Source organism: Haematobacter missouriensis, from assembly GCF_000740775.1.
GTDB lineage: Bacteria > Pseudomonadota > Alphaproteobacteria > Rhodobacterales > Rhodobacteraceae > Haematobacter > Haematobacter missouriensis.
The window spans coordinates 95,644-120,561 of the sequence record NZ_JFGS01000001.1 but is presented as its reverse complement, the minus strand read 5'-3'; the positions used below and the strand labels follow the sequence as shown (position 1 = coordinate 120,561).

25 protein-coding genes and 1 pseudogene are annotated in these 24,918 nt (G+C 64.5%); 14 read left to right on the top strand and 12 right to left on the bottom strand.

What is annotated here, in order from left to right; genetic code table 11:
* The first annotated feature begins 116 nt into the window (after window positions 1-116).
* From CG51_RS00600 to CG51_RS20655, 3 genes and pseudogenes are all read left to right on the top strand, one after another.
* A complete protein-coding gene (locus CG51_RS00600) occupies window positions 117-1,310 on the top strand; it encodes a phosphoglycerate kinase (protein WP_035740775.1) in 1,194 nt (397 codons plus the stop codon).
* A 102-nt stretch (window positions 1,311-1,412) separates the two neighbouring features.
* Window positions 1,413-2,300 (top strand): fructose bisphosphate aldolase, encoded by an 888-nt coding sequence (locus CG51_RS00595; RefSeq protein ID WP_035740774.1) that lies wholly within the window; start codon window positions 1,413-1,415, stop codon window positions 2,298-2,300.
* 225 nt (window positions 2,301-2,525) lie between these two features.
* Window positions 2,526-2,680 (top strand): annotated as a pseudogene (locus CG51_RS20655) (pyruvate dehydrogenase (acetyl-transferring) E1 component subunit alpha); the annotation flags it as partial.
* Window positions 2,681-2,963: 283 nt separating this feature from the next.
* On the opposite strand, the gene CG51_RS00590 reads toward CG51_RS20655, so the two are convergent.
* Window positions 2,964-4,562: an acyl-CoA dehydrogenase family protein gene (locus CG51_RS00590; RefSeq protein WP_035740773.1), complete on the bottom strand. Its 1,599-nt coding sequence runs from the start codon at window positions 4,560-4,562 to the stop codon at window positions 2,964-2,966.
* Between the two features lie 170 nt (window positions 4,563-4,732).
* Here CG51_RS00590 and CG51_RS00585 point away from each other — a divergent pair, with 170 nt between their 5' ends.
* The 9 genes from CG51_RS00585 (at window position 4,733) to CG51_RS00540 (ending at window position 15,083) form a co-directional block, all read left to right on the top strand.
* The gene (locus tag CG51_RS00585) at window positions 4,733-5,038 is read left to right on the top strand and encodes an FtsB family cell division protein (RefSeq protein ID WP_035740772.1); all 306 of its coding nucleotides are present in this window, start codon (window positions 4,733-4,735) and stop codon (window positions 5,036-5,038) included.
* A gap of 160 nt (window positions 5,039-5,198) precedes the next feature.
* Window positions 5,199-6,188: a pyruvate dehydrogenase (acetyl-transferring) E1 component subunit alpha gene (gene pdhA, locus CG51_RS00580; protein WP_035740771.1), complete on the top strand. Its 990-nt coding sequence runs from the start codon at window positions 5,199-5,201 to the stop codon at window positions 6,186-6,188.
* 13 nt (window positions 6,189-6,201) lie between these two features.
* A complete protein-coding gene (locus tag CG51_RS00575) occupies window positions 6,202-7,581 on the top strand; it encodes a pyruvate dehydrogenase complex E1 component subunit beta (protein ID WP_035740770.1) in 1,380 nt (459 codons plus the stop codon).
* 11 nt (window positions 7,582-7,592) lie between these two features.
* On the top strand, window positions 7,593-8,906 hold the full coding sequence (locus tag CG51_RS00570) for a pyruvate dehydrogenase complex dihydrolipoamide acetyltransferase (protein WP_035740769.1): 1,314 nt from the start codon (window positions 7,593-7,595) through the stop codon (window positions 8,904-8,906).
* Between the two features lie 499 nt (window positions 8,907-9,405).
* Window positions 9,406-10,353, top strand: coding sequence for an ABC transporter permease (locus CG51_RS00560; RefSeq protein WP_035740765.1), 948 nt, complete (start codon window positions 9,406-9,408; stop codon window positions 10,351-10,353).
* The gene (locus CG51_RS00555; RefSeq protein ID WP_035740763.1) at window positions 10,350-11,171 is read left to right on the top strand and encodes an ABC transporter permease; all 822 of its coding nucleotides are present in this window, start codon (window positions 10,350-10,352) and stop codon (window positions 11,169-11,171) included. Before CG51_RS00560 ends, CG51_RS00555 begins: the two co-directional genes overlap by 4 nt.
* A complete protein-coding gene (locus CG51_RS00550) occupies window positions 11,168-12,766 on the top strand; it encodes an ABC transporter ATP-binding protein (protein ID WP_233141358.1) in 1,599 nt (532 codons plus the stop codon). The genes CG51_RS00555 and CG51_RS00550 overlap by 4 nt, the downstream gene beginning before the upstream one ends.
* On the top strand, window positions 12,766-13,761 hold the full coding sequence (locus CG51_RS00545; protein WP_035740761.1) for a P1 family peptidase: 996 nt from the start codon (window positions 12,766-12,768) through the stop codon (window positions 13,759-13,761). Before CG51_RS00550 ends, CG51_RS00545 begins: the two co-directional genes overlap by 1 nt.
* Window positions 13,762-13,787: 26 nt before the next feature.
* Entirely contained in the window at window positions 13,788-15,083 is a 1,296-nt protein-coding gene (locus tag CG51_RS00540) for a hemolysin family protein (RefSeq protein ID WP_035740759.1), read from the top strand.
* Window positions 15,084-15,185: 102 nt separating this feature from the next.
* On the opposite strand, the gene CG51_RS00535 is transcribed toward CG51_RS00540, so the two are convergent.
* Window positions 15,186-15,665 (bottom strand): Hsp20 family protein, encoded by a 480-nt coding sequence (locus tag CG51_RS00535; RefSeq protein ID WP_035740757.1) that lies wholly within the window; start codon window positions 15,663-15,665, stop codon window positions 15,186-15,188.
* A gap of 119 nt (window positions 15,666-15,784) precedes the next feature.
* Window positions 15,785-16,420: a trypsin-like serine peptidase gene (locus CG51_RS19000; protein WP_233141367.1), complete on the bottom strand. Its 636-nt coding sequence runs from the start codon at window positions 16,418-16,420 to the stop codon at window positions 15,785-15,787.
* 186 nt (window positions 16,421-16,606) lie between these two features.
* Here CG51_RS19000 and CG51_RS00525 point away from each other — a divergent pair, with 186 nt between their 5' ends.
* Window positions 16,607-17,317, top strand: a complete 711-nt coding sequence (locus CG51_RS00525; RefSeq protein ID WP_035740755.1) for a DUF599 domain-containing protein — start codon at window positions 16,607-16,609, stop codon at window positions 17,315-17,317.
* Here the strand turns inward: CG51_RS00525 and CG51_RS00520 are convergent.
* From CG51_RS00520 to CG51_RS00495, 6 genes are read right to left on the bottom strand one after another with little or no spacing between them, the layout of a single operon-like run.
* Window positions 17,314-17,841, bottom strand: a complete 528-nt coding sequence (locus CG51_RS00520; protein ID WP_035741235.1) for a DsbE family thiol:disulfide interchange protein — start codon at window positions 17,839-17,841, stop codon at window positions 17,314-17,316. The genes CG51_RS00525 and CG51_RS00520 overlap by 4 nt on opposite strands.
* Window positions 17,834-17,992, bottom strand: a complete 159-nt coding sequence (gene ccmD / locus CG51_RS00515) for a heme exporter protein CcmD (RefSeq protein ID WP_179285819.1) — start codon at window positions 17,990-17,992, stop codon at window positions 17,834-17,836. Before ccmD ends, CG51_RS00520 begins: the two co-directional genes overlap by 8 nt.
* The gene (locus CG51_RS00510) at window positions 17,989-18,726 is read right to left on the bottom strand and encodes a heme ABC transporter permease (RefSeq protein WP_035740753.1); all 738 of its coding nucleotides are present in this window, start codon (window positions 18,724-18,726) and stop codon (window positions 17,989-17,991) included. Before CG51_RS00510 ends, ccmD begins: the two co-directional genes overlap by 4 nt.
* 56 nt (window positions 18,727-18,782) lie before the next feature.
* On the bottom strand, window positions 18,783-19,439 hold the full coding sequence (gene ccmB / locus CG51_RS00505; RefSeq protein WP_035740750.1) for a heme exporter protein CcmB: 657 nt from the start codon (window positions 19,437-19,439) through the stop codon (window positions 18,783-18,785).
* On the bottom strand, window positions 19,436-20,062 hold the full coding sequence (ccmA, locus tag CG51_RS00500; RefSeq protein WP_035740748.1) for a heme ABC exporter ATP-binding protein CcmA: 627 nt from the start codon (window positions 20,060-20,062) through the stop codon (window positions 19,436-19,438). The genes ccmB and ccmA overlap by 4 nt, the downstream gene beginning before the upstream one ends.
* A gap of 60 nt (window positions 20,063-20,122) precedes the next feature.
* A complete protein-coding gene (locus tag CG51_RS00495) occupies window positions 20,123-20,497 on the bottom strand; it encodes an Mth938-like domain-containing protein (RefSeq protein ID WP_035740746.1) in 375 nt (124 codons plus the stop codon).
* Window positions 20,498-20,606: 109 nt separating this feature from the next.
* Between CG51_RS00495 and CG51_RS00490 the strand changes: the two genes are divergently transcribed.
* Window positions 20,607-21,611 (top strand): alpha/beta hydrolase, encoded by a 1,005-nt coding sequence (locus tag CG51_RS00490; RefSeq protein ID WP_051929951.1) that lies wholly within the window; start codon window positions 20,607-20,609, stop codon window positions 21,609-21,611.
* A 3-nt stretch (window positions 21,612-21,614) separates the two neighbouring features.
* Here CG51_RS00490 and secF read toward each other — a convergent pair whose 3' ends face one another.
* The 3 genes from secF to yajC form a co-directional block, all read right to left on the bottom strand.
* Complete coding sequence (gene secF / locus CG51_RS00485) at window positions 21,615-22,580, bottom strand: protein translocase subunit SecF (RefSeq protein WP_035740744.1); 966 nt, start codon at window positions 22,578-22,580, stop codon at window positions 21,615-21,617.
* A gap of 1 nt (window position 22,581) precedes the next feature.
* Window positions 22,582-24,249 carry a protein translocase subunit SecD gene (secD, locus tag CG51_RS00480; RefSeq protein ID WP_035740743.1) on the bottom strand — a complete coding sequence of 556 codons (1,668 nt, stop codon included), beginning with the start codon at window positions 24,247-24,249 and terminating at the stop codon, window positions 22,582-22,584.
* 67 nt (window positions 24,250-24,316) lie between these two features.
* Window positions 24,317-24,649 carry a preprotein translocase subunit YajC gene (gene yajC, locus CG51_RS00475; protein ID WP_035740741.1) on the bottom strand — a complete coding sequence of 111 codons (333 nt, stop codon included), beginning with the start codon at window positions 24,647-24,649 and terminating at the stop codon, window positions 24,317-24,319.
* Between the last annotated feature and the right edge of the window lie 269 nt (window positions 24,650-24,918).

Genomic DNA, 24,918 nt, shown 5'->3' with positions numbered 1-24,918 from the left:
CCCGCAAGGAAAAGGGTAAAGCGTCGTCTCCGGTCATCGGCACAGACATATGGGCGAGTTGACGCACACCACCCCTTCGGGCGAAATACCGCAGCGACCACTGCGAGGAACAGCACATGGCTTGGAAAACGCTCGACGATTTCGACCTGAAAGACAAACGCGTCCTCATCCGGGTGGACGTGAACGTCCCGGTGGCGGACGGCAAGGTGACCGATGCCACGCGAATCGAAAAGATCGCGCCCACCATCCGTTCCGTGCTGGAAAAGGGCGGCAAGCCGATCCTGCTTGCGCATTTCGACCGCCCGAAGGGAAAGGTCGTGCCGTCGATGTCGCTCAAGGTCATCAAGCCGGCGATGGAAAAGGCATTTGGCACCAAGGTCGTCTTCTCGGAGGATAGCACCGGGTCCCGCGCGGAGGAGGCGATCGAGAAAGTCCGCCCTGGTGAGGTCGTGATGCTCGAAAACACCCGCTTCCACGAGGGGGAAGAGAAGAACGACCCGGCCTTCGCCCGGGAGCTTGCCCGGCTGGGCGACATCTACATCAACGATGCCTTCTCCGTCTCTCACCGCGCCCATGCCTCGGTCGAGGCAATCACGAAGCTTCTCCCCTCCGGCGCGGGGCGGCAGATGGAGGCGGAACTGAATGCGCTTGCCGCGGCGCTCGGAGATCCGAAACGGCCGCTGGTCGCGATCGTTGGCGGAGCGAAGGTGTCCACCAAGCTCGATCTGCTGGGCAATCTGGTGACCAAGGTGGACCATCTCGTCATCGGCGGCGGGATGGCGAACACCTTCCTCGTTGCTCAAGGCAAGCAGATCGGCAAATCCCTTGCCGAACCTGACATGGCCGAGACCGCACGCGACATCCTTGCCCGTGCGAAGGCGGCCAATTGCACCATCCACCTGCCGGTCGATATTGTCGTGTCACGTGAGTTCAAGGCCAACGCGCCACATGAAATCCTGCCCGCCGACGACTGCCCGGCGGATGCGATGATCCTGGACGCCGGGCCGCAGACGGTGAAGGAATTGGAGAAGGTGTTCGACACCTGCCGGACGCTGATCTGGAACGGCCCGCTCGGCGCATTTGAACTCCAACCTTTCGACAAGGCGACGACCGAAGCCGCACGCTATGCGGCCAAGCTGACGCGAGAAGGAAGCCTTGTTTCCGTCGCGGGTGGCGGCGATACGGTGGCCGCGCTGAACAAGGCCGGAGTGGCGGGTGACTTCACCTATATCTCCACCGCTGGCGGGGCGTTCCTGGAGTGGATGGAAGGCAAAGAATTGCCGGGGGTCAAGGCGTTGGACATGGTCTGACGCCTCCGGTCAACCGTTAGCGCCACCAGAGATTGCGGGGCCGCGGCGCTCCGGCTAGACCTGAAAATGACGCCCCCCAAAGTCATTTTCAGGGATATGACCATGCCGAATGCTAAACAGGCCGAGCAGATCAAGAAGGGCGCGGGGTTCATCGCCGCGCTCGACCAGTCTGGCGGATCCACCCCCAAGGCGCTCCGGCTCTACGGTATCGAAGAAAGCGCCTATTCGGGCGAAACCGAGATGTTCGACCTGATCCACGCCATGCGTGCGCGGATCATCAAATCCCCCGCTTTCACCGGTGACAAGGTCGTGGGTGCGATCCTGTTCGAACAGACCATGGACCGCGATATCGACGGCACGCCGACCGCGACATATCTTTGGGAAACCCGCAGCGTGGTGCCGTTCCTGAAGATCGACAAGGGGCTTGAGGCGGAAGCCGATGGCGTGCAGCTCATGAAGCCGATGCCGGGACTGGACGCACTGCTTGACAGGGCGGCAAAGGCCGGGATCTTCGGCACCAAGGAACGCTCCGTGGTGAACGCGGCGAACCCTGCAGGGATACAGAAGATCGTGGACCAGCAGTTCGAGGTGGGTGAGCAGGTTCTGGCCCATGGGCTTGTCCCGATCCTTGAACCGGAGGTGACGATCTCCATCGCCGACAAGGCGGAAGCGGAATCACTGCTGCGCGACGCGCTGCTCAAGGGGCTGGAGACCGTTTCCGCGCCGGTGATGCTGAAACTCTCGCTGCCTACCGTTCCGAACTTCTACAAGCCGCTGGTCGATCATCCGAAAGTGCTGAAGGTCGTCGCGCTCTCGGGCGGCTACAGCCGGGAGGAGGCGAACGCCAAGCTGGCGCAGAATACCGGGATCATCGCCTCCTTCTCCCGCGCGCTGACAGAGGGCCTGTCGGCGGAGCAGGCCGATGCGGATTTCGACCGTGTTCTCGGTGAGACCGTGCAGACCACCTACGAGGCGTCCATCGCGGGCTGAGCCCTCACGATGGATCATGAAGGCCCCCTTCCCGGGGGCCTTTTTCATGCGCCAAAAGGCTGCTGAAAGAGCGCTGAAGTATCATGCCATGCGGCGGGAATCAGAAAACGCGCCGGAAACGCCCCGAAATATATGGACTTCCGGCTGGATCTCGTCAGATGGCGAAACGATTTCCACTCCCACAAGCCAAAAGCCTTTTTCAGCAACGTGTAAAGTTCTCTATTCTTATTGGCCTGCGGCATGGGTGCGAAAGGTCTTCAGGACCGACTGGCCGGCCGCGAGTACGCTACGACAAAGGCACGGGCGGCTCCCTGCGCATGTCCTCCAAGGAGCGCCATTTCTACGATGGCCATGGCATCGTGGGAGCGCAGGTGACGATCCTTATCAGTCTGCTGAAAAAGCGGGCACCGACCCGGACTTGCGTCGAAAGACAGAAAATCTGTCCGTTCACGCGGTAAAACTGGCGGTTTCCGGGGCGCATCTCAACCGTATGGGAAGGGCCTCCGCCTCAGAGGAGTCGTGGAATGCTCTTTCAGCAGTCTCTTATGCTCTGAAAAGCTGAAATCTGCCCTGTGAGGATCCCCATTGTGGAGATTGCCGCCTGGGTCTCGGATTGCGGTCAGTTTCCAACCCCGCAGGCCTGAAAGACTTTCCGGCAGCCTGCTAAAGCCAATCCAGGATGCCCCCGGTGTCGAGACCGGAAACGCTACCCGGAATCCGGCCGCTCTCCCCCTCCACCCGCGTCATCATATATCCGTCGGAAACCGACGCATCGCCTGCGCGAAGGAGCAGGCTTGCCGTCAGCAGCACGGCCAGCCGCTCGACGAACCAGCGCGCCTCCGCCTCCTCCGGCAGCCCCGGCCAGCGTGCTTCATGGGCGGTCAGCGCCCTGTCATAGCGGGAATCGCCGCCCCGCGCGGCCTCCAGTTCTGCCTGCAATGCCGCAGCCGCAGCCGGTTCTCGGGCCAGCGTCCGCAGGATGTCGAGACAGATGACATTGCCGGACCCCTCCCAGATGCCGTTCAGCGGAGCCTCGCGGTAAAGAAGCGGCAGGACGGTATCCTCGACATAGCCCATGCCGCCCCTGACTTCCAAAGCCTCGCCGACCACCATGGGGCAGCGTTTGTTGGCGATGAACTTGGCCAGCGCCACCCCGATCCGGGCAAAGGCGGTATCATCTTCATCGAACGCCCGCGCAACGCGAAAGCCAAGCGCCACGGCACCCAGCCAGTCGAGCGTGAGATCCGCCAGAACGGCGCGCATCAATGGCTGGTCGATGAGCCGCCGTTGAAAGGCCCGCCTCCCCGAGACCCAGTCCCGCGCCTCCACCAGCGCGGCCCGCATCAGGCCCGCGGGCGCCAGTGCCGTATCCAGCCGCGTGTGATGCACCATCGCGATGATGGTTGCCACGCCCCGCCCTGGCTCCCCCACTGGCTCCGCGAACGCCCCTTCGTATTCGATCTCCGCCGAGGCGTTAGAGCGGTTGCCGAGCTTGTCCTTCAGCCGCCGCAGACGAATGGCGTTCCGCCCGTCCTCCAGCCAGCGGGGAACGAGAAAGCAGGTCAACCCCTCCGCCGCCTGCGCAAGCGTAAGGAACCCGTCCGACATCGGCGCGGAGCAGAACCACTTGTGCCCCGTGAGCCGCCAGCCTTCGCCCGTCCGCTCCGCTCGGGTCGAGGAACCGCGCAGGTCCGACCCGCCCTGTTTCTCCGTCATCGCCATGCCGAGCGTCAGACCCGCCTTCTCTCTCGCCGGCAGCAGGCGGGGATCGTAGTCGCGGGATCGAAGGCCCGGCAGCCAGCGCGCCGCAATATCTGGCGCCGCACCGAGGGCCGCCGATGCGGCATACGTCATGGTCATCGGGCAACAGGTGCCGGGTTCCACCTGACTGTGAAGATAGGCCAGTGCGGCATGGCTCACGTGCCCGCCACGCGCGCCCTCCCAGGGAAGTGCCGCATAGCCCGCCCCCAGCCCCAGCCGCAGGAAATCGTGATACGCGGGATGGAAGTGCACCTCATCGCAGCGCCGTCCGGCGACATCGTAAAGCCGTAGCTCGGGCGCGGCGCGGTTTGCGTCCCGCGCCGCCTCCCGCCAGACCAGGCGTCCGAGTTCGCTACCGTGGCCAGCAAGAAGCTCCGCATCACCCGCCTCGCGTTTTACGGCGGCACGCAGGGCAGGATCGTCCCGCCAAAGATCCCTGTCGCCCGGCGGGCCGGGCTGGTTCTCCACCTCATGCGTGGGCAGATGGCCGACAGGTTGCATGGCTTCCTCCCCCAACCAGTCCGTGAAGCCTAGGCGATCCGCCGCGTGGAGCAAGGCCGCAACGCGCACAGATGGTTGCATTCCGCCGTGCCTGTGCGACACTTGAGGGGGAAAACGTCCATGAGAGACGCTATGACGAACCCCGGCACGACGCCCGGTGGAGGGACAGGATGATAAACGGCCAGCGAAAGCGCCCCCCGCTCGGAGCGGTGATGTATTTCGTGGTCGCGGGCACACTGGCGACCTATTTTACCTTTGCCGCCGTTCAGGGGGATCACGGCGTGTTCAGCCGGGTTCAGATCATGGCCGAAGCGGAAAAGCTCACCGAGGAGCGTGACCGGCTGAAGTCGGAGGTGAACGAGTTGCGCAATCGCACGCGAAGGCTCTCCGATCAGTATCTCGACCTCGACCTGCTCGACCAGCAGGCGCGCGACGTGCTGGGCTATACGCGGCAGGACGAGATCGTCATCCGCTGAACCAGCGGGAAATCAACTTGCTGGCGAACGGGAACCAGGGGGCGGTCTGCCCCCTTTTGCTATTTCAGGACAGGTCGCAAGGCGGGGCGGCACATGCCCGACTTGCCATCTTGCGAAAATGGTTTAATGGTGAACTATTACCCAGAGGGAGCAGTTGCGCATGGCCGCCAGGAAACCCGCCGAGAAGCCCAACGTGTCCAAGGACGAGCTTCTCCACTACTACCGGGAGATGCTGCTGATCCGCCGGTTCGAGGAGAAGGCGGGACAGCTTTACGGAATGGGCCTCATCGGAGGCTTTTGTCACCTTTACATCGGGCAGGAGGCCGTTGTCGTCGGCCTGGAGGCCGCCGCGGAGGAAGGCGACAAGCGCGTCACCTCCTACCGCGACCACGGGCACATGCTGGCCTGCGGGATGGATGCGAAAGGGGTCATGGCGGAACTGACAGGCCGGGAGGGGGGCTACTCCAAGGGCAAGGGCGGTTCCATGCACATGTTCTCAAAGGAGCGCCACTTCTACGGCGGGCATGGCATCGTGGGCGCGCAGGTGCCGATCGGTGCAGGCCTTGCCTTCGCTGACAAGTATCTGGGCAACGACCGCGTCACCTTCGCCTACTTCGGTGACGGCGCAGCCAACCAGGGCCAGGTCTATGAGACCTACAACATGGCCGAACTTTGGAGCCTGCCGGTCGTTTTTGTCATCGAGAACAACCAGTATGCGATGGGAACGAGCGTCAAACGCTCCACCAAGTCCAAGACTCTGTTCGGCCGCGGTGAGGCTTTCGGCATCCCCGGCGAACAGGTGGACGGCATGGATGTGCTTGCCGTGCGGGCCGCGGGCGAGAAGGCCGTCGCGCACTGCCGCGCGGGGAACGGGCCTTATATCCTCGAAGTCATGACCTACCGCTACCGCGGCCATTCGATGTCGGACCCCGCGAAATACCGCACGCGTGAGGAAGTGCAGAAGATGCGCGAAGAACGCGATGCCATCGAACACGTGCGCGAGCTGCTGCTGACAGGCGGCCATGCGACGGAGGACGACCTCAAGGCCATCGACAAGGAGATCAAGGGCATCGTGAACGAGGCCGCCGAATTCTCCAAGGAAAGCCCGGAGCCCGATCTCTCCGAACTCTACACCGATATCTACGCCTGAGGGGAAAGACAGAATGGCAACCGAGATCCTGATGCCCGCCCTGTCTCCCACGATGGAGGAAGGCACGCTCGCGAAATGGCTGATCAAGGAGGGGGACGAGGTGTCCTCCGGCCAGATCATCGCGGAAATCGAAACCGACAAGGCCACGATGGAATTCGAGGCCGTGGATGAGGGCACGGTCGGCAAGATCCTCATCCCCGAGGGCACCGCCGGGGTAAAGGTCAACACACCCATCGCAGTGCTCGTGGTGGAAGGCGAAAGCGCCGAAACCGCGACACCTGCCGCGGCGAAACCGGAGACGCCCGCCGAAGCGAAGGCTCCGGCCGAAGCGAAAGCCACATCCGCCGTGGAGGCCGCGCCGCATCCGCAGAAGGCAGCCGATACCACGCCGGACTGGCCGGACGACACGCCGATGAAAACAATGACGGTGCGTGAGGCACTCCGCGAGGCCATGGCGGAGGAAATGCGCGGCGATGACACCGTCTTCCTGATGGGCGAGGAAGTCGGCGAATACCAGGGCGCCTACAAGATCAGCCAAGGGCTTCTGGACGAATTTGGCGCGCGACGCGTGGTGGATACTCCGATCACGGAGCACGGCTTTGCCGGTATCGGCGTCGGCGCGGCCTTCGGAGGCCTGAAGCCGATCGTGGAATTCATGACATTCAACTTCGCCATGCAGGCGATCGATCAGATCATCAACTCCGCCGCCAAGACGCTCTACATGTCGGGCGGTCAGATGGGATGTCCGATCGTGTTCCGCGGCCCGAACGGCGCCGCCGCCCGCGTGGCGGCCCAACACAGCCAGGACTATGCTGCATGGTATGCGCAGATCCCCGGCCTGAAGGTCGTGCAGCCCTATTCCGCGGCCGATGCCAAGGGCCTGCTCAAGTCCGCGATCCGCGACCCGAATCCGGTCATCTTCCTTGAAAACGAAATCCTTTACGGCCGTTCTTTCGAGGTGCCGGACATCGAAGATTTCACCATCCCGTTCGGCAAGGCGAAAATCTGGCGGGAGGGCACGGATGTCACCATCGTCTCCTTCGGCATCGGGATGAGCCACGCCCTGGCCGCGGCGGACAAGCTGGCGGAGGAAGGCATCTCGGCGGAAGTCATCGACCTTCGCACGCTGCGGCCGATCGACTACGACACGATCCTCGCCTCCGTGCAGAAGACCAACCGCTGCGTGACGGTGGAGGAAGGTTTCCCCGTCGGATCCATCGGCAACCACCTGTCGGCCTATATCATGGAGAACGCGTTCGACTGGCTCGACGCACCCGTGATCAACTGCGCAGGCAAGGACGTGCCCATGCCCTATGCCGCTAACCTTGAGAAACTGGCGCTGATCACCGCGGACGATGTCGTCGCGGCGGTCAAGAAGGTCACCTACCGCTGAAGGGGGAGAGAATGGCGACTGAAATCCTGATGCCCGCCCTGTCTCCCACGATGGAGGAGGGGACGCTCGCGAAATGGCTGGTCAAGGAGGGGGATACCGTCTCCTCCGGAGACATCCTCGCGGAAATAGAGACCGACAAGGCCACGATGGAATTCGAGGCCGTGGACGAGGGGGTCATCGGTAAGATCCTCGTCCCGGAAGGTACCGCGGGCGTGAAGGTGAACGCACCCATCGCGGTGCTGGTGGAGGAAGGCGAGAGTGTGGAGGATGCGCCCGCATCCAAGGCCATGCCCAAGGCGGAGGAGGCCCCGAAGCAGGCTGCCGCTGCGCCCGAGGCGCCTCCCCAGGCCGCCGAAAAAGCGTCCGCGCGGGCAGAGGGAGAGCGGATCTTCGCCTCCCCCCTCGCCCGCCGTATCGCTGCGGAAAAGGGCATCGATCTTGCCGCCCTCTCCGGCTCCGGCCCGCATGGCCGTATCGTGAAGGCGGACGTGGAGACGGCAAAACCCGGCCAGCCGACGCGCGCCCCCGCAGCGGAGACGACGGCATCCGCACCGGAGCAGAAGCCCGAACCGCAGAAAGCGGCCATGGCGACCGGCGCCTCTGCAGACATGGTCAAGAAGCTTTACGCTGACCGCGATTATGAGGAAGTCACGCTCGACGGGATGCGCCGGACCATCGCGGCGCGGCTGACCGAGGCCAAGCAGACCATCCCGCATTTCTATCTGCGCCGCGACATCCGGCTCGATGCGCTGATGGAGTTCCGGCAGACCCTCAACCACCAGCTTGCGGGCCGGGGGGTAAAGCTGTCGGTCAACGACTTCATCATCAAGGCGGGCGCAGTCGCGTTGCAGCAGGTGCCGGATGCCAATGCCGTCTGGGCGGGTGACCGCATCCTCAAACTGAAGCCGTCCGACGTGGCGGTGGCCGTGGCCGTGGAGGGCGGGCTGTTCACGCCTGTGATCCGCGACGCGGACAAGAAGTCTCTCTCCGCCCTGTCGGCAGAGATGCGCGACCTTGCCCATCGGGCGCGGGACCGCAAGCTCGCGCCGCAGGAATATCAGGGCGGCAGCTTCGCGATCTCCAACCTCGGCATGTATGGGATCGACAATTTCGATGCCGTCATCAACCCGCCGCACGGGTCGATCCTCGCCGTCGGAGCGGGCGTCAAGAAGCCGGTCGTCGGCAAGGATGGTGAGATAGAGGTGGCCACGGTCATGTCCGTCACGCTCTCCGTCGATCACCGGGTGATCGATGGGGCATTGGGGGCGGAATTCCTCAAGGCCATGGCGGACCTGCTGGAAAACCCGATCCTGATGGTGGCCTGACTGTTTACCACCTAGCGACCGGGGAAATTCCCGATCTTCTTGGCTTCCCGCCTACGGGTGGGAAGCCTCTTCGTCGGCCGACCGCGCCCTTCCGCGAATGTGGTGGTTTCCCATGACGCGCGCTGCTGACAGGCTACTGAAAAGATCGTGGTCTACCCGGCCTTGCGTTGAAAACCACGTAATCGGCCTTGTCAGGAGCCAAGCCTGAGGTTTCGGGAGACTCCTCAACAACGAGGCAGAGATTTCCGTGCAGGAGCAAGCTCGGAATACTTTTCAGCACCCTGTTGTTCAGCACCTTGCCGAAGACCCGCGCGCCGGCACGGAAAGAGCCGCGACAAGCGCCCTCCACCCGGGGGATCAGGCGGTTGATCACCATCGCTGGCCTGGCGCGACATAGCGTTTCCATCCAGACGGACCATGAGCCTCGGTGCGCCAGCCCAAAACATCTGGACCCCGCGCCGCGCGACATCTACGCTGCGGCGCAACACGACTGGTCCCAATGCTCCGCTTCACCCTCTCCCGCATCACCTCGCTCCTGCTGAGCCTCATCGTTGCGAGCGTGGCGATCTTCGCTGTGATCGAGAGCGTGCCCGGTGATCCGGCTACCTTCATGCTGGGCATGAACGCAGAGCCGGACACCGTTGCCGCCCTCCGCCGGGAAATGGATCTGGACCGGCCCGTCGCCGAGCGGTACCTGCGCTGGATCGCCGGCATGGCGACAGGCGATTTCGGCACGTCCTATACGTACCGCGTACCGGTGGGAGAGCTGATCGGACAGCGGGTTGCCGTCTCCTTCCCCCTTGCTCTCTATGCGCTTGTGCTGAGTGTCCTCATAGGTCTGCCGGCAGGCCTGCTCGCAGCATCTCGCCGGGGAAGCGTGACCGACTGGTCGGTGATGGGCGTGACCCAGCTTGGCATCGCGGTGCCGAACTTCTGGTTCGCGATGTTGCTGGTGCTGCTCTTTTCGATCACGCTGCGCTGGTTCCCCTCCGGCGGTTTTCCGGGCTGGAGCGCGGGTCCCTGGCCCGTGGTGAAGTCGCTGACGCTTCCCGCCATCGCCCTTGCGCTGCCGCAGGCGTCCATCCTCGCGCGCGTCATGCGATCCGCCCTGATCGAAACACTGGGGCAGGATTACATCCGCACCGCACGCGCCAAAGGGCTGAGCCTCCGCCGTGCCATTCTTGGTCACGCGCTTCGCAACGCGCTGATCCCGGTCCTGACAATTCTGGGGCTGCAGTTCTCCTTTCTGCTGGCGGGCGCAATCATTATCGAGAACGTGTTCTATCTCCCCGGCCTCGGGCGGCTGATCTTTCAGGGCATCACCCAGCGGGACCTGATCGTCGTGCGCTCGGCTGTCATGCTGCTGGTGTTCACCGTCATAGTGGTGAACTTCCTGACCGATCTGGCCTATATGTTCATCGATCCCCGGTTGAGGGCGCGCGCGTGAGGCCGCCGGTTTCTCTGGTCGTCGGCGGGGCTCTGTCGCTCATCGTGCTGCTCGCGGCGCTGCTGTCGCTGTTCTGGACTCCCCATTCGGTGGAGACGCTGGCCGTAGCTGCGAAGCTGAAGCCCGTCGGCACGCCGGGCTACCTGCTCGGCACGGATCAGCTCGGGCGCGACATCCTGTCCATGCTGATGGTCGGGGCGCGGACCTCTGTCTCCGTCGCATTGATCGCGGTGGGGATCGGGGTGGGGATCGGCGTGCCGCTGGGACTTGCCGCCGCCGCAAGTCGGGGCAGCCTGCTGGACGAGGCGATCATGCGCGGCAACGACGTGATCTTTGCTTTCCCGAGCCTCGTCATCGCCATCCTGATCACCGCCGTGCTGGGACCGTCCGCCGTCAATGCGATCCTTGCCATCGGCATCTTCAACATTCCCGTCTTTGCACGCGTCGCACGGGGAGGAGCGCTGAGCCTGTGGACGCTCGACTACGTCCGCGCCGCGCAGGTCGCGGGCAAGGGGCGCGCGCGGATTTCGGTGGAGCATATCCTGCCCAATATCCTCAACCTCCTGATCGTGCAGGCGACCATCCAGTTCTCGCTGGGCATTCTGGCGGAGGCCGGGCTGTCCTATGTCGGCCTTGGCGCACAACCGCCGATCCCCTCCTGGGGGCGGATGCTGGCAGAGGCGCAGACGTTGGTGGCCCTCGCGCCCCATGTCGCCATCCTGCCGGGGCTGGCGATCGTGGTGACGGTGCTCGGCCTCAACCTGATGGGCGACGGCCTCCGTGACGTGCTGGATCCGCGTCTGAGGCGGGGCAGATGAGCGCGCCGATGCTCTCTGTCAGGGATCTTGCGGTTACCCTCCGTGGTACGCCGGTGGTGCGGGACGTGTCCTTCGACATCGGGGCGGGTGAGGTGATGGGGCTGGTGGGGGAGTCCGGGTCGGGCAAGTCCATGAGCGCGCTGGCCCTCATGGCGCTGCTGCCCCAAGGGGGCGAGGTGCGGGGCGCGGCCCTGCTGGACGGGGTGGATCTGCTCCCGCTCTCCGAGCAGCGGATGTGCCGTCTGCGGGGTGCGGAGATCGGCATGGTCTTTCAGGAACCGATGACGGCGCTGAACCCGATGCAGACCATCGGCGCGCAGGTGGCTGAGACTCTCGTCGTTCACCGGCGCGCCTCACGGTCCGAAGCGCTGGAGATCGCGCGGGCGCGGCTCGACCGTGTCGGGTTGGACGCAACCCGTGTGCCGCTCGATCGTTTCCCGCATGAGCTGTCTGGCGGTCAGCGGCAGCGGGTATGCATCGCCATGGCCACCGCGCTCCGTCCGAAACTGCTGATCGCCGATGAACCGACGACCGCGCTCGACGTGACGACGCAGGCGGCGATTCTGGATCTGCTCAAGGATCTCGTGGCCGACGAGGGCATGAGCCTGCTGCTCATCACCCATGATCTTGCCGTTGTCGCCCGCATGGCAGACAGGGTGGCTGTGATGAGCCAGGGCCGCATCGTGGAGCAGGGACCGACCGAAACCGTGTTCCGGGAAAGACGCGCGACCTATACGCGCCAGCTTTTCGCGGCCTCCGCCCATGTGCCGGAACGTGCGCACCCAAGTCTCGGCGCACCGCTGCTGGAGGTGCGGGATGTGGTTCGCGCCTATCCCCTGCCCCGCGACGGGTTGCTCGGAACCCAACGCACGTTGCGGGCGGTGGACGGCGTGAGCCTTACGCTGCGGGAAGGGGAAAGCGTCGGGCTGGTGGGTGAATCCGGGTGCGGAAAATCCACCCTCACCCGCACCATTCTGGGTCTCGACCCGATACAGTCGGGAGAAATCCGCCTTGGCGGAGAGCCGGTCGTCGCTGGCCGGATGAGCCATGGCCAGCGGGCGCGGGTGCAGGTCGTCTTTCAGGACCCGTTCGGCAGCTTCGACCCGCGCCACAGGGTAGAGCGGCTGGTGGCCGAGCCGTTTCACCTGCGCCCCTGCTCCCGCCCGGAGCAGAGGGAACGCGTGGCGGCGGCGCTGGTGGAGGTCGGCCTGTCGCCCGATGACATGCGGAAATACATCCATGAATTCTCGGGCGGTCAGCGCCAGCGCATCGCCATCGCCCGCGCGCTCATCATCCGGCCGGCTCTCATCGTGCTGGACGAGGCGGTTTCCGCGCTGGATGTCCGCGTACGGGCCCAGATCCTCGATCTGCTCTCCGATCTGCAGGAACGCCTGAAACTGAGCTACCTGTTTGTCAGCCATGATCTTGCCGTGGTGCGTGGCATCACCGACAAGGTGATGGTCATGCGAGGGGGGCGCATCATCGAGGGGGGTCCAACGGCCGAGGTATTCGATGCCCCGCGCGAAACCTACACGGCGCAACTGATCGCAGCGACCCCCCGCATCCCCGCGGGCTGGCTGGAGGAGACGGCGTGATGCGGCCCGGACGGCGCAATCTCATTACCGATGTCGCGGGGCTGTCGGTCGGCAATGCGTCCGATGCCCGCCTCAAAAGCGGAGCGACTGTGCTGGTGGGGGAGCGACCGTTCACTGCCGCCGTTTCCGTGATGGGCGGCGCACCCGGCACGCGGGAGACGGACCTGCTCGCCCCCGACCGGCTGGTTCAGGAGGTGGACGCGCTCGTCCTCTCCGGCGGATCGGCTTTCGGCCTTGATGCGGCCTCTGGCGTGGCCGACGCGCTGCGGGAGGCGGGCCGCGGGTTTGCCGTAGGCGGTCAGCGGGTTCCCATCGTTCCCGGAGCGATCCTGTTCGACCTGACCAATGGCGGCGACAAGTCATGGCGGGAGAACCCCTACAAGGCGCTTGGCCGTACCGCACTCGCCAACGCGGCATCCCGCTTTGATATAGGCAGTGTCGGCGCGGGGACAGGAGCCACGACACGGAACTGGAAGGGCGGGCTTGGCTCTGCCTCCGTGGTGCTTGAAGGCGGGCTGACGGTAGGCGCTTTGGTTGCCGTGAACGCGCTCGGCTCTGTGACGCTGGGCAACGGCCCACAATTCTGGGCCGCGCCATGGGAGATGGACGGGGAGTTCGGCGGCCTCGGCCTGCCTTCTCCCCTGCCGCCGCAGGACATGGACGGGCCAGGCAAGCAGCTCGGAGAGGCGACCACCATCGCCATCGTTGCCACCGACGCCCAGCTTACGCAGGCCGAGGCCACGCGGCTCGCCACCGCCGCTCAGGACGGAATGGCGCGGGCCATCGTTCCCTCACACACTCTGTTCGACGGCGATCTGGTCTTTGCCGCAGCGACGGGTGCGCAGCCTCTGGCAGAAGGGGGAGCGGACCTGTATCGTCTCGGCCATGCCGCAGCCTGCTGCCTTGCCCGCGCGATCGCCCGCGCCATCCACGCCGCCCGCTCCGCGCCGGGCGACCGACAGCCGTCATGGGCCGCGATTCATGCTCCCGATTGAGGTGCGACACAGGAAAGGCGACCCCCTTGTTCCTTGAACTATTCATTGTTCTCGTCCTCATTCTGGTGAACGGCGTACTCGCAATGGCGGAGCTGGCCATCGTCTCGTCTCGACCCGCGCGCCTTCGCACACTGGCTGACAAGGGCAGCAGAGGGGCGAAGATCGCGCTCAATCTTTCCGAGAACCCGGGCCGCTTCCTGTCCGCGGTTCAGATCGGCATCACCCTTGTCGGCGTGCTGTCAGGCGCGTTTTCCGGGGCGACGCTGGGCGGACGGTTCTCCGAATGGCTCCGCACGCATGGGCTTTCGCCCGCAACGGCCGACGCGCTCGGCGTGCTGATCGTCGTGGTGACCATCACCTACCTGTCGCTCATCATCGGGGAGCTGGTGCCCAAGCAGATCGCCCTTCGGAACCCGGAAAACGTGGCCTCGCGCGTTGCACCGCTCATGGCCGTTTTGGCAAAGATCGCGTCTCCTCTCGTCTGGTTCCTAGACCTGTCCGGCCGCGCGGTTCTCCGGCTGCTGGGCCAGACGGACAGCGAGGAGTCGAAGGTCACGGAGGAAGAGGTGCGCACGGTTCTTTCAGAGGCGCAGTCTGCAGGTGTCATCGAAACGGGCGAATCGGCCATGCTTTCCGGTGTCATGCGTCTGGCTGACCGAAACGCACGCGGGCTGATGACACCGCGCCGGGACGTAGAAATGGTCGATCTCGATGCGACGGAAGAGGAAGTGCTTGCGACACTCCACAAATCGCGGTTCTCTAAACTACCGGTGCGGGACAGGACGACAAATGACGTGCCGGGGGTGATCTTTTCCCGTGACGTGTTCGAGGCGCGGACAACGGACCGCCCGTTCAGTGTGGCCAATCTCATGCGGGAAGTTCCGGTCGTATCGGACCGGGCAAAGGCGCTGGATGTCGTCGAAGTTCTCCGCCGCTCGCCCCCGCACATCGCACTGATCTTTGACGAATACGGCGAGTTCGAGGGGATCGTGACCACCGGCGACGTTCTGGAGGCCATCGCTGGTGTTTTCGATGAGGATGAGACGGGGGAGCCTGCCCTGTTTCTTCGCGATGACGGCAGCTACCTCATCGCGGGCTGGATGTCCGTGGACGAATTCTCGGACCGGTTGGGTTATCCGCGCAAGCCCGATGCCGACTATGCCACTGTAGCGGGTCTGGTGCTGGACGAGTTGCAGCGCATGCCCGCGCTGGGAGATACGTTCGAGCGGCACGGGTGGAAGTTCGAAGTGGTCGATCTCGATGAACGCCGGATCGACAAGGTGTTGGTCGTCCCGCCCGAGCAGTCTGCCGACGAGGGGTGACCCAGGAGCAATCTTAGGTCTGCTCTGCCCACGACACAGGCGGCTGAAACGGAAAGGGCGCGCCAGATGCGCGCCCCCCGGGAAACTCGTCCGTAAAGGATGTCAGGCGGCCTGACCTTCGCCTTCTGCTTCCTTGGCCTCGATGACGTTCGGAGCCGACACCGTCGAGGTAATCTCGATCTTGCGCGGTTTCAGCGTTTCGGGAACTTCCCGCACCAAGTCGATGTGCAGCATGCCATCGGCATGGGTCGCGCCCGAGACACGCACGTGATCGGCAAGAGCAAAACGGCGCTCGAACGCGCGCGTCGCGATACCGCGATGCAGGAAGCTGCGTTCGCCATCTTCCTTCACCTTGCGGGCGCTGACGATAAGCGAGTTGTCACGCATCTCGACCGACATTTCCTCAGGTGAGAAGCCGGCGACGGCAATGGAGATGCGGTAGCTGTTTTCGGCTGTCTTTTCGATATTGTACGGCGGGTAACCAGGCTGGACGTCGGCGGCCAGAACCCGGTCCATCAGGTCGGCGATACGGTCGAACCCCACGGTTGCACGATAGAGCGGGGCGAGATCAAAGGTTCGCATGGATCATCCTCCATTGAGCGATGTCTTGATTGGCCTTCCCGGTGAGGGCAAGGCGCGGTTAACCGGACCCCTTGTTGGGCATCCCGGTAACACCGATCTGGGAAAGCGACAGCGGTATTTCAAGGGGTTCGGGTAGCGCTCTCCAGCACGGGAAGCGCATCGGCGACCGGCACGGCGAAAGCGATGTCCCGGCCCCCTGCCTCGCCCCGCGCAACGACGATGCCGACGAGGCGCCCTGCCCCGAGCGGCCCCGCGATCAGTGGCGCCCCCGAGGCCCCTCCCGTTACACCGCAGTCGATCAACAACGTGCCAAGGCTCCGCCTGAGCAGAGGGCAGGATAACACCTGCGGCGGATCCTCTGGTCGTTTGCGGGAATAGGCGATGGCGGTCAGGTCATCCGGCGGCAAAAGCGCCTGCTCAAGCGGTATCGACTGCACGTCAAGGGGTATCAGCAACTCAACCAGCGCGATATCCGAGGCAAGACGGCTGCCCGCCTCCGCTCGCGGCAGATAATCGGGATGGAGCACCACACGCCGCGCCACGGACTGCTCCACCTCCTCCCCCAGCGCGCGGCCCGCCCGAAACACGATCTTTTCCGCAGGAAACGGTCCGCCGTCGGCGAGGCTCACGCAATGCGCCGCTGTCAACACGCGATCAGGCGCGATGAGGACGGCGCTGCAGACACTGCTGCCCGAATCGAGACGACCGACGGCAGGCCAATCCAAAGCGCCCGCCCTAGACGCACCCGATAGCATGATCGCCCCGACAATCAGGCATGAGAGACAGGCAGATTTCGCCATTGCAGACTCCGGTCTCAGGATGTCGCGGAACGGTCCTTGTAGGGAATTCTACATCACTCCGCGCAACAAGCCACATCGGTGCCGCATGCGCTCTGGCCCCCCGCCGAGAGGCGTGAGACTGTTCGACAAAGGTCAGGTTCGATGCAGCATATCTTTACTTTCACTCCGTTCACAGCCGCCGACGCCATTGCCGTCGGCCTGCTTCTGCTGGTCTGGCTGGTCAGCGGTTACCTGATCGAGCGGACGGATGCTCCCCGCTTGTCCGTTGCGACGCTGATGGAGCACTACCGCCGTGAATGGATGCGACAGTTCATTACGCGCACCCCGCGTCTGTTCGATGCGAATGTCATGGCGAGCCTCCGGCAAGGTACATCCTTTCTTGCCTCCGCCTGCATGATCGCGATTGGTGGCGGCCTCGCGCTCATCGGCAACCGGGAGCGGGTGGGCAATGTGGCGGAAGACCTGACGCTGGGCGAACTCACCCCCGTGGTATGGGAGGTGAAGATGCTGCTGGTCCTGCTTTTCGTGACCAACGCGTTTCTGAAATTCCTCTGGGCGCACAGGCTGTTTGGTTACTGCACCATCCTGATGGGAGCGGTTCCGAACGACCCTGCAGACCCCAAGGCCACGGTGATCGCGGATCAGGCGGCGGAGATCAACATTCGTGCGGCACGCGGCTTCAATCGGGGGCTTCGCTCCATCTATTTTGCGCTGGCGGCGCTTGGCTGGCTGGGCGGGCCGCTGCCGCTGATCGCAAGCACCATCGTCACCCTTGCCGTGATCTGGCGGAGGGAATACGGCTCCCAGTCGCGGGAGGTGCTGCTGGCGGGGCTCGAGACGATTCGGAGCTAGCGCGCGCCCTTAATGGCCGGACGAAGCGTCCGGTCCAACTCCCCCGCGGTGATCGGCCCGGCAAAGCGCATGACGACCTTGCCCGCACTGTCGATCACATAGGTTTCCGGCACGCCGTATACTCCCCAGTTCAACGCCATGCGACCGGAGGCGTCCGCACCGATGCCATGGAAGGGGTCGCCCAGCTCCTGAAGGAAGGCCAGTGCCTTTGCCGGATCGTCCTTGTAGTTGATGCCATAGATCGGCACCCCTTCGGCGGCGAGCTTCTCCAGCATGGGATGTTCGGCGCGGCAGGGGGCGCACCAGCTTGCCCAGAAGTTGACAAGCTTCACCCCGGGCGTCTTGAGCACCGCCGTGTCGAAGCCAGAATCCTGACCCAGCGGAGTTACGGCGATGGCCGGAGCCTCACGACCCACCAGGGTGGAGGGCAAGGTATCATCCCGACCCATGCCAAAGAAGAACAGCGCAGCCAGCCCCGCAAAGGCCACAGGCGGAATCAGGACGAGGGGAGATATTCTAGCCACGACCACGCCGCCTTTCTTCCGCTTCCTCAAGCCGCCGCTTCACCTTTGAACCGCGAAGCAGCGTCAGCGCCACCATTCCAACAAGGAGCAGGAAGGTCACGCCATAGGCCGACAGCACCGAAACCGCGTATTTCCCCAGATCAGGCATCATGCCATGCGCTCCCGCAATTCCAGTGCTTTGAGGCGGCGGGCCCGGATCTCCGTCCGTGTCCGTATCAGCACCAACGTCAGGAACAGCAATGCGAAGCCCGCCATGCAGATGACGAGCGGTATCCAGAAGGCGTTGTCCACATTCTCCTTGCGGTCAAGGCTGAGCGAGGCGCCCTGATGCAGCCCCTGGCTCCAGAAGTTCACCGCATAGCGCGACAGCACGGCAAACACCGAACCGACAAGGCAGAGCACCGAAGTCAGGTCGGCCGCGGTATCCGCATCCTCCACCGCCTGCCAGAGCGCGATATAGCCGAGGTAGAACAGAAAGAGGATGAGGAAGGAGGTCAGCCGCGGATCCCAGGCCCACCAGGTTCCCCACATCGGCTGGCCCCAGACCGCGCCGGTGAACAGCGCAATAAGGGTCATGACCATGCCCACCGGTGCCGCTGCCCGCGCCGCCAGCGCGGAAACATGGTGCCGCCGGATAAGCCAGATCAGCGACGCGACCAACATCATCAACCAGGCGTTGATCGCCATGAGCGCTGCGGGCACGTGCAGGAAGATGATCTTCACCGTGGAGCCTTGACGATAATCGTCCGGCGTCAGGAAGAAACCCCAAACGAGCCCGACAGCCAGGCAGACCACCGTCAGCCCGACACACCAGGGCAGCAGCCTGGCGGAAGTCTGCATGAAACGGACGGGATTGGCATATTCCCAGAGCGAGGTCACACGCATCCTGTTCTGCTCCTGTGTCGTCATGGCTCTAGCATGGTTTTGGGCGTCCCGCACAGTCACCTGAGGTTGATACGAATTGCCGCGGCCGTCGCGAAGGGCAAAAGCGCCAGCACCCCCGCCGTGATGCCGCCGAGCAGAAGGAACGGCGTGGCGAGCGAGAAGCCCTCTGCTCCCCGGCGCACCACCTCTGCCCCATAGACCAGCGTCGGGACATAGAGCGGCAGCACCAGCAGGGACAAAAGCAACCCGCCCCGCTTCAAGCCCACCGTCAGCGCCGCGCCGAAGGTCCCGATGACCGAGAGCGCGGGCGTCCCCGCTGCGAGCGAGGCCAGCAGCCAAGGATAGCCTTGCAGCGGAAGGTTCAGCAGCAGCCCCAGCAGCGGCGCGATGAGGGTGAGCGGCAGCCCCGTCGTCAGCCAATGGGCCAGCGCCTTGATGAAGACCACGCCCTCCAGGGGAATTGGTGCGGTAGCGATGAGGTCGAGCGAGCCATCTTCATGATCCAGCGCGAAAATCCGGTCGAGCGACAGCAGCGCGGAGAGCAGCGCCCCCACCCAGATGATGCCGGGCGCGATCCGTGCAAGCGTGCTCCCCTCCGGCCCGACCCCCAACGGCACCAGAACGGCGAGGATAAGGAAGAAGGCCAGCCCGAGCCCGAAGCCGCCGCCGCTGCGGAAGGCAAGCCGCAGATCCCGCAGCAGAAGCGCGATCACGAGAGGCCTCCGAAAGCCAGGTCGAAATCCCCCATCGCCTCGGCCCGCGCCCGGAAGGCCGCGATGTCCATCACGGGCGGCACGCCGAGGCCCAGATCGACATGGGTGGCGATCAGCGCCGCACCGCCGCTGGCCAGATGCGCCCGCACCGCATCCGCGAAAAGCGTCACGCCCTCGCTGTCCAGCGAAACCGTCGGCTCGTCCAGCAGCCAGATCGGTCGCCCCGTGACCAGAAGCCGCGCAAGGCCCAGCCGCCGCCGCTGACCCGCCGAAAGGTTCTGTGCCGGACGTTCGCGCAGGGGACCGAGGCCGAAGGTCTCCATCGCCGAACCGATCTCGCGTTGTCCGTGCAGCCGCGCCCAGAAGGCGAGGTTCTCGGTAACAGTCAGCGTCGCCTTCAGCCCGTCCGCATGGGCGGAATAGGCGATGGCCTCAGGCGGCGCGGAAATCGTGCCGGAAAGCGGCGGCTGCAATCCGGCCAGCGTCCGCAGCAGCGTTGTCTTGCCGATGCCATTCGGGCCGCGCAGCACAAGAGCACCGCCGGGGGGAAGCGTGAAGCTTACCCCTTCCAGCACCGGTATCCCGCCCCGCGCGCAGGCCAGATCTCTTACCTCAAGCGTCATACTCGCCGGATAGCCTATCCCAGAGAGCGGGAAAAGCCGCCCATGTGGCCGATGCGGCGATCACGCACCGGCAGGCGGCGCCATCACGGGGAGAAGCGCCACTGCCACCCGCCGTCCTTCGGAAAGGAGCACGTTGTAGGTCCGGGCGGCGGCCGGCGTGGCCATCGCCTCCGCGGCAAGACCCGCCTCTTCCAGTTGCTCGCGAAGCGCGCGGGGAAGAAAGGCGACCTCCGCCCCTGTGCCGATGAACAGCACGTCGATCTTCGTCTTGAGCGAGAGCAGCGGAGCCACGTCCTCCAGCCCGCCCCAGGTCGCCGCACCCTGCGCGGAAACCAGCACCGGCCCCTCGATCACCTTTCCGGCAACGCGGAAGAACCCCGGCCCATAGCCATCAATCGGCCGCGCATCGTTGTAAACGATTTCGTTGAGGCGCATCTCACCCTCCGCAGTTTCATGGTCATGATACTGCCAATCCTCCCGGTTTCACAGGGTATCGGTTGGCGAAACGGCATCCGGCACTATCTTGCCCCGGCGGAGGTTCATGATGCTGCAATTCGCCCGCGCCGCTTTTCTCGCGGCTATCCCCCTCGCCTCTCCCGCGCTGGCCGATGGCCTGACGGAAAAGGAGCTAACCGCGCCCGGACCGCTGGGGGCGCTTGCCGGAACATACCTGACACCGCAATCGCCGCAGGCTGTCGCGCTGATCCTGCCCGGCTCCGGCCCCACGGACAGGAATGGCAACGGACCGCTCGGCCTTGACACCGACGCCTACAAGCAGCTTGCCGAAGCGCTGGCGGAACGCGGTATCGCGACACTCCGGGCCGACAAGCGTGGCATGTTCGGAAGCGCCGCTGCGATTTCCGATGCGAATGACGTGACGCTGGCCGCCTATGGGCGAGACGCCATCGTCTGGGCGGCAAGCCTCGCCGGACAAACCGGTCTGCCCTGCACCTGGCTCATCGGCCACAGCGAGGGTGGGCTGGTCGCCCTGAGCGCGGTGGCGGGCGATGAGCGGGCTTTCTGTGGGGTGATCCTTCTGGCCACTCCGGGCAGGTCGCTCGCCGTGGTGCTGGAGGATCAGCTTACCCGGAGCCTGGAAGATGACAGCACACGTAGCGCTGCGGATGCCGCTCTCGACAGCCTGCAACGCGGCCAGCGCGTGCCGGAGGATCAGATCCCGGAATCGCTCCGTCCGATGCTCGGACCCCAGATTCAGGGCTACCTGATCGATCTGTTTTCGCACGATCCGGGAGAGATGACGCGGCGCTATGGCGGTCCGCTGATGATCGTCTCCGGCGGGGAGGATCTGCAACTCGACCCGACCGATGCCGCAACGCTCACACAGGCGAGAAATGACGCCGTGACCCTGCTGCTCCCCGGCATGAACCATGTGCTGAAGGAGGTTCCGCCCGGCGACAAGGCCGCCAATCTGGCCAGCTATTCCAACCCTTCGGTGCCGCTGGCCACCGGCCTTGCCGATGCCGTGGCGCGCTTCATCACGCGGACGGAGGACGAACCCTTCGGGCTCGCCCCGCCGACCGCGGAATGAGGCTCAGGGCGCGGCCTTCGCTGCGTCCTTTCCTGCCTTTTCCGTCTTGTCCGAGCGATCCACGCCAAGCCATATCAGCACCACCGAAGCGATGAAGATCGTGGAGTAACAACCAACGAAAATCCCGAACACCATCGCGAAGGAGAAGCCCCGGATCACATCCCCGCCAAGCGCCAGCAGCACGAGAAGCGCGAGGAAAGTGGTCATCGTCGTCATGATCGTCCGGCTCAGCGTTTCATTGAGCGAGAGGTTCACGATGTCCTTCAGGCTGCGCTTCTTGTATTTCACGAGGTTCTCGCGCACCCGGTCGAAGATCACCACCGTATCGTTGATCGAATAGCCCACCACCGTCAGCACAGCAGCGACGACGGTCAGATCGAACTTGATCTGGAACAGTGAGAAGACGCCTATGGTCATGACTGCGTCGTGCAGAAGCGCCGCAACCGCCGCGACGCCGAACTGCCATTCGAAGCGCATCCATATGTAGAACATGATCCCGATGATCGCCGCGCCGAGAGACAGCAGCGCCATGGAGACCAGTTCGCCCGAGACCTTCGGCCCGACGGTTTCCACCGCTTGGAAACGGATGGAGGGGTCAACCGCCTGAAGGGCGTGCTCCGCCGCGGTGATCTGGTCCGATGACAGCATATGTGCATCATCGGGGGCCTGGATGCGGATCTGCGCCACGTGCTGATCCGCCCGGAATGTCGGATCATAGACCTGCGTCAGTGTCACATCCCCATAACCCAGCGGTTCCAGCGCATTGCGATAGGCGCCGATGTCCACGGGTTGACTGGCCTCCGTGCGGATGGTCGTGCCGCCGAGAAAGTCGATGCCGAAGTTGAAGCCCAGCGTGAAGCAGCTCGCGATGGCGATGACCATGGCCAGCATCGAGGCCGGGAACACCACGCGCGCAAAACGGAAGAAGTCCCAGTTCGTGTTGTCGGGAACGAGCTTGAGCCGATACATGTCAGACCTTCAGCGTCTTCGGCCGGCGCCAGTCATACCACATGGAGATGAGCAGACGGGTGACGGAGACCGCGGTGAACAGGGAAGTGACGAGGCCGAGTGCCAGCGTCACGGCAAAGCCGCGAACCGGCCCGGACCCGAGCGCGAAGAGAATGACCGCGATCATCAGGGTGGTGACGTTCGCGTCCATGATGGCGGAAGACGCCTTCTCATAGCCAAGCTCGATGGCGCGTGCAGGACGTGTGCCGTTTCGCAGTTCCTCCCGCACCCGTTCGAGGATCAGCACGTTCGCATCCACGGCCATGCCGATGGTCAGCACGATCCCCGCGATACCCGGCATGGTCAGCGTGGCGCCGATGAGCGACATCAGCGCGATGATGAAGATCAGGTTCAGGATGAGCGCTACGTTGGCGATCATTCCGAAGAAACCGTAACCTGCCACCATGAAGAGCATGACCGCGATCATCGCGACCGTTGCGGCGAGGCGCCCGGCGTCGATTGAATCCTGCCCGAGTTCCGGCCCGATCGTCCGCTCCTCAAGGAAGGTCATCTTCGCAGGAAGCGCCCCCGCCCGAAGCAGGACGGCAAGCTCCGTCGAACCCTCGACGCTGAAGTTGCCCGTGATGATGCCAGACCCGCCCGCGATATGGCTCTGGATGACCGGGGCGGAGATCACCTTTTCGTCCAGCACGATGGCGAAGGGTTGCCCGATATGGGTAGCGGTATAGTCCCCGAAGACCCGGGCTCCCGTCGCGTTGAAGCGGAAGTTCACCGCGGGCCGCCCATTCTGGTCGAAGGCAGGCTGGGCGTCAGTGAGCAAATCCCCGGAAAGCACAGGCTCGGTCTGGACGATGTAATAGACGCCCGGCTCCTCCTGCGCGGCATAAAGGCTGTTGCGCGGGCCCGGGTTGGCATTGGGATCCTGCGTACGGCCCACGACGGAATTGAAGGTCAGCCGCGCGGTGGTACCGATCAGGCCTTTCAGCTCATCGGCAGAGCCAAGACCCGGCACCTGAATGAGGATACGGTCGTCACCCTGCCGCACGATGGTTGGCTCTCGGGTACCGACCTCATCGACGCGGCGTCGGACGATCTCAAGCGACTGGGCCATGGTCCGCTCGTCCGAGGCATGCCGCTCCGCATCCGAGAGCTGAACGGTGATCGTGTCGCCCTGTGCATTGATAGCGAGGTCGCTCGCCCCCACACCCGTCAGTGTGGTCACGGGACGCGATAGGGTACGCACGATTTCGAGCGCGCGCGGCATGCCTTCCGGCTGGGAGATCTGCACCTGAAGCACGCCCGGCTCCGAGGTCAGCCGCCGCACGGAACCGACAGTCGCCCGCTCCTGCACCAGAGCGTCGCGCACCTCCGGCCAAAGGCTGTCTATCCGACCGGCATAGACATCCGAGAGATGCACTTCCGCGAGAAGATGCGCCCCTCCCCTGAGATCGAGCCCGAGGTTCAGGATTTTCGACGGCATCCAGGACGGCCACAAGGACAGCGCCTCCACCGTCTCCGGGTCGGTCGCCTGTCCGGTCTTGTCGTATTGGGCGACGGCGTCGTTGTGACGTTCGACCCGGTCGTAGAAAGCGTTCGGCAGGGCGACGGCGATACCGATCGCGATTGTCACCCAGATCAGGATCCGCTTCCAGAGGGGGAAGTGCAGCATGGGGTTCTCGGCTTCAGGGACGGATCGACGGGCGGGCGCTCACTATGCGTCCCGCCCGCGAATGGGATCAGGTGTTGGCGACCGGCTCGGTCTTGGACAGCACCTGCGCGACCATGGAGCGCAGAACGCGGACCCGCACGCCGTCGGAGATCTCGACTTCAAGCTCGCCATCGTCCTTGACGCGAGTCACCTTGCCGATGATGCCGCCGTTGGTCAGGATCTGGTCACCGCGCTTCACCGCCTCGATCATCGCCTTGTGCTCCTTCTGCCGCTTCTGCTGCGGACGGATGAGCAGGAAATACATGATCGCGAAGATCAGGATCAGAGGAACGAAGCTGGTCAGAGCCGAAGCTGCGCCGCCGGAGCCGGCAGCCTGCGCGAAGGCGGGAGTTGCGAACATGGGGTCCTCCTGATGTCTGGCCCTTTGGGTCACTCCGGAGATCCCCCCGGAAGGCTGGCGCGCACCCTATAGTCGGGGTTTCTGGAGCGCAAGGCGGCGGGACAGCGCGACTCCGTGTTCGTTTCAACCTCGGGCATGCCGCTGGCCAATCGCTGGCCAGCCGTCTAGGCCGCGCCTTGCCCGGCGCACCGCCCGGAGCCGCTCGTCGGACACCCGGCGCGGAAAAGCCTTTCCCCCTTCGGCTCTGTCGGGCATACGGGGCCCGGACG

Bases quoted from the DNA above. Each gene is read 5' to 3' on its own strand.
- CG51_RS00600 (WP_035740775.1), top strand. From the start codon at position 117: ATGGCTTGGAAAACGCTCGACGATTTCGACCTGAAAGACAAACGCGTC.
- CG51_RS00595 (WP_035740774.1), top strand. From the start codon at position 1,413: ATGCCGAATGCTAAACAGGCCGAGCAGATCAAGAAGGGCGCGGGGTTC.
- CG51_RS00590 (WP_035740773.1), bottom strand. From the start codon at position 4,562: ATGCAACCTGTCGGCCATCTGCCCACGCATGAGGTGGAGAACCAGCCC.
- CG51_RS00585 (WP_035740772.1), top strand. From the start codon at position 4,733: ATGATAAACGGCCAGCGAAAGCGCCCCCCGCTCGGAGCGGTGATGTAT.
- pdhA (WP_035740771.1), top strand. From the start codon at position 5,199: ATGGCCGCCAGGAAACCCGCCGAGAAGCCCAACGTGTCCAAGGACGAG.
- CG51_RS00575 (WP_035740770.1), top strand. From the start codon at position 6,202: ATGGCAACCGAGATCCTGATGCCCGCCCTGTCTCCCACGATGGAGGAA.
- CG51_RS00570 (WP_035740769.1), top strand. From the start codon at position 7,593: ATGGCGACTGAAATCCTGATGCCCGCCCTGTCTCCCACGATGGAGGAG.
- CG51_RS00560 (WP_035740765.1), top strand. From the start codon at position 9,406: ATGCTCCGCTTCACCCTCTCCCGCATCACCTCGCTCCTGCTGAGCCTC.
- CG51_RS00550 (WP_233141358.1), top strand. From the start codon at position 11,168: ATGAGCGCGCCGATGCTCTCTGTCAGGGATCTTGCGGTTACCCTCCGT.
- CG51_RS00545 (WP_035740761.1), top strand. From the start codon at position 12,766: ATGCGGCCCGGACGGCGCAATCTCATTACCGATGTCGCGGGGCTGTCG.
- CG51_RS00535 (WP_035740757.1), bottom strand. From the start codon at position 15,665: ATGCGAACCTTTGATCTCGCCCCGCTCTATCGTGCAACCGTGGGGTTC.
- CG51_RS19000 (WP_233141367.1), bottom strand. From the start codon at position 16,420: ATGCTATCGGGTGCGTCTAGGGCGGGCGCTTTGGATTGGCCTGCCGTC.
- CG51_RS00525 (WP_035740755.1), top strand. From the start codon at position 16,607: ATGCAGCATATCTTTACTTTCACTCCGTTCACAGCCGCCGACGCCATT.
- ccmD (WP_179285819.1), bottom strand. From the start codon at position 17,992: ATGATGCCTGATCTGGGGAAATACGCGGTTTCGGTGCTGTCGGCCTAT.
- CG51_RS00510 (WP_035740753.1), bottom strand. From the start codon at position 18,726: ATGCGTGTGACCTCGCTCTGGGAATATGCCAATCCCGTCCGTTTCATG.
- ccmA (WP_035740748.1), bottom strand. From the start codon at position 20,062: ATGACGCTTGAGGTAAGAGATCTGGCCTGCGCGCGGGGCGGGATACCG.
- CG51_RS00495 (WP_035740746.1), bottom strand. From the start codon at position 20,497: ATGCGCCTCAACGAAATCGTTTACAACGATGCGCGGCCGATTGATGGC.
- CG51_RS00490 (WP_051929951.1), top strand. From the start codon at position 20,607: ATGCTGCAATTCGCCCGCGCCGCTTTTCTCGCGGCTATCCCCCTCGCC.
- secF (WP_035740744.1), bottom strand. From the start codon at position 22,580: ATGTATCGGCTCAAGCTCGTTCCCGACAACACGAACTGGGACTTCTTC.
- secD (WP_035740743.1), bottom strand. From the start codon at position 24,249: ATGCTGCACTTCCCCCTCTGGAAGCGGATCCTGATCTGGGTGACAATC.
- yajC (WP_035740741.1), bottom strand. From the start codon at position 24,649: ATGTTCGCAACTCCCGCCTTCGCGCAGGCTGCCGGCTCCGGCGGCGCA.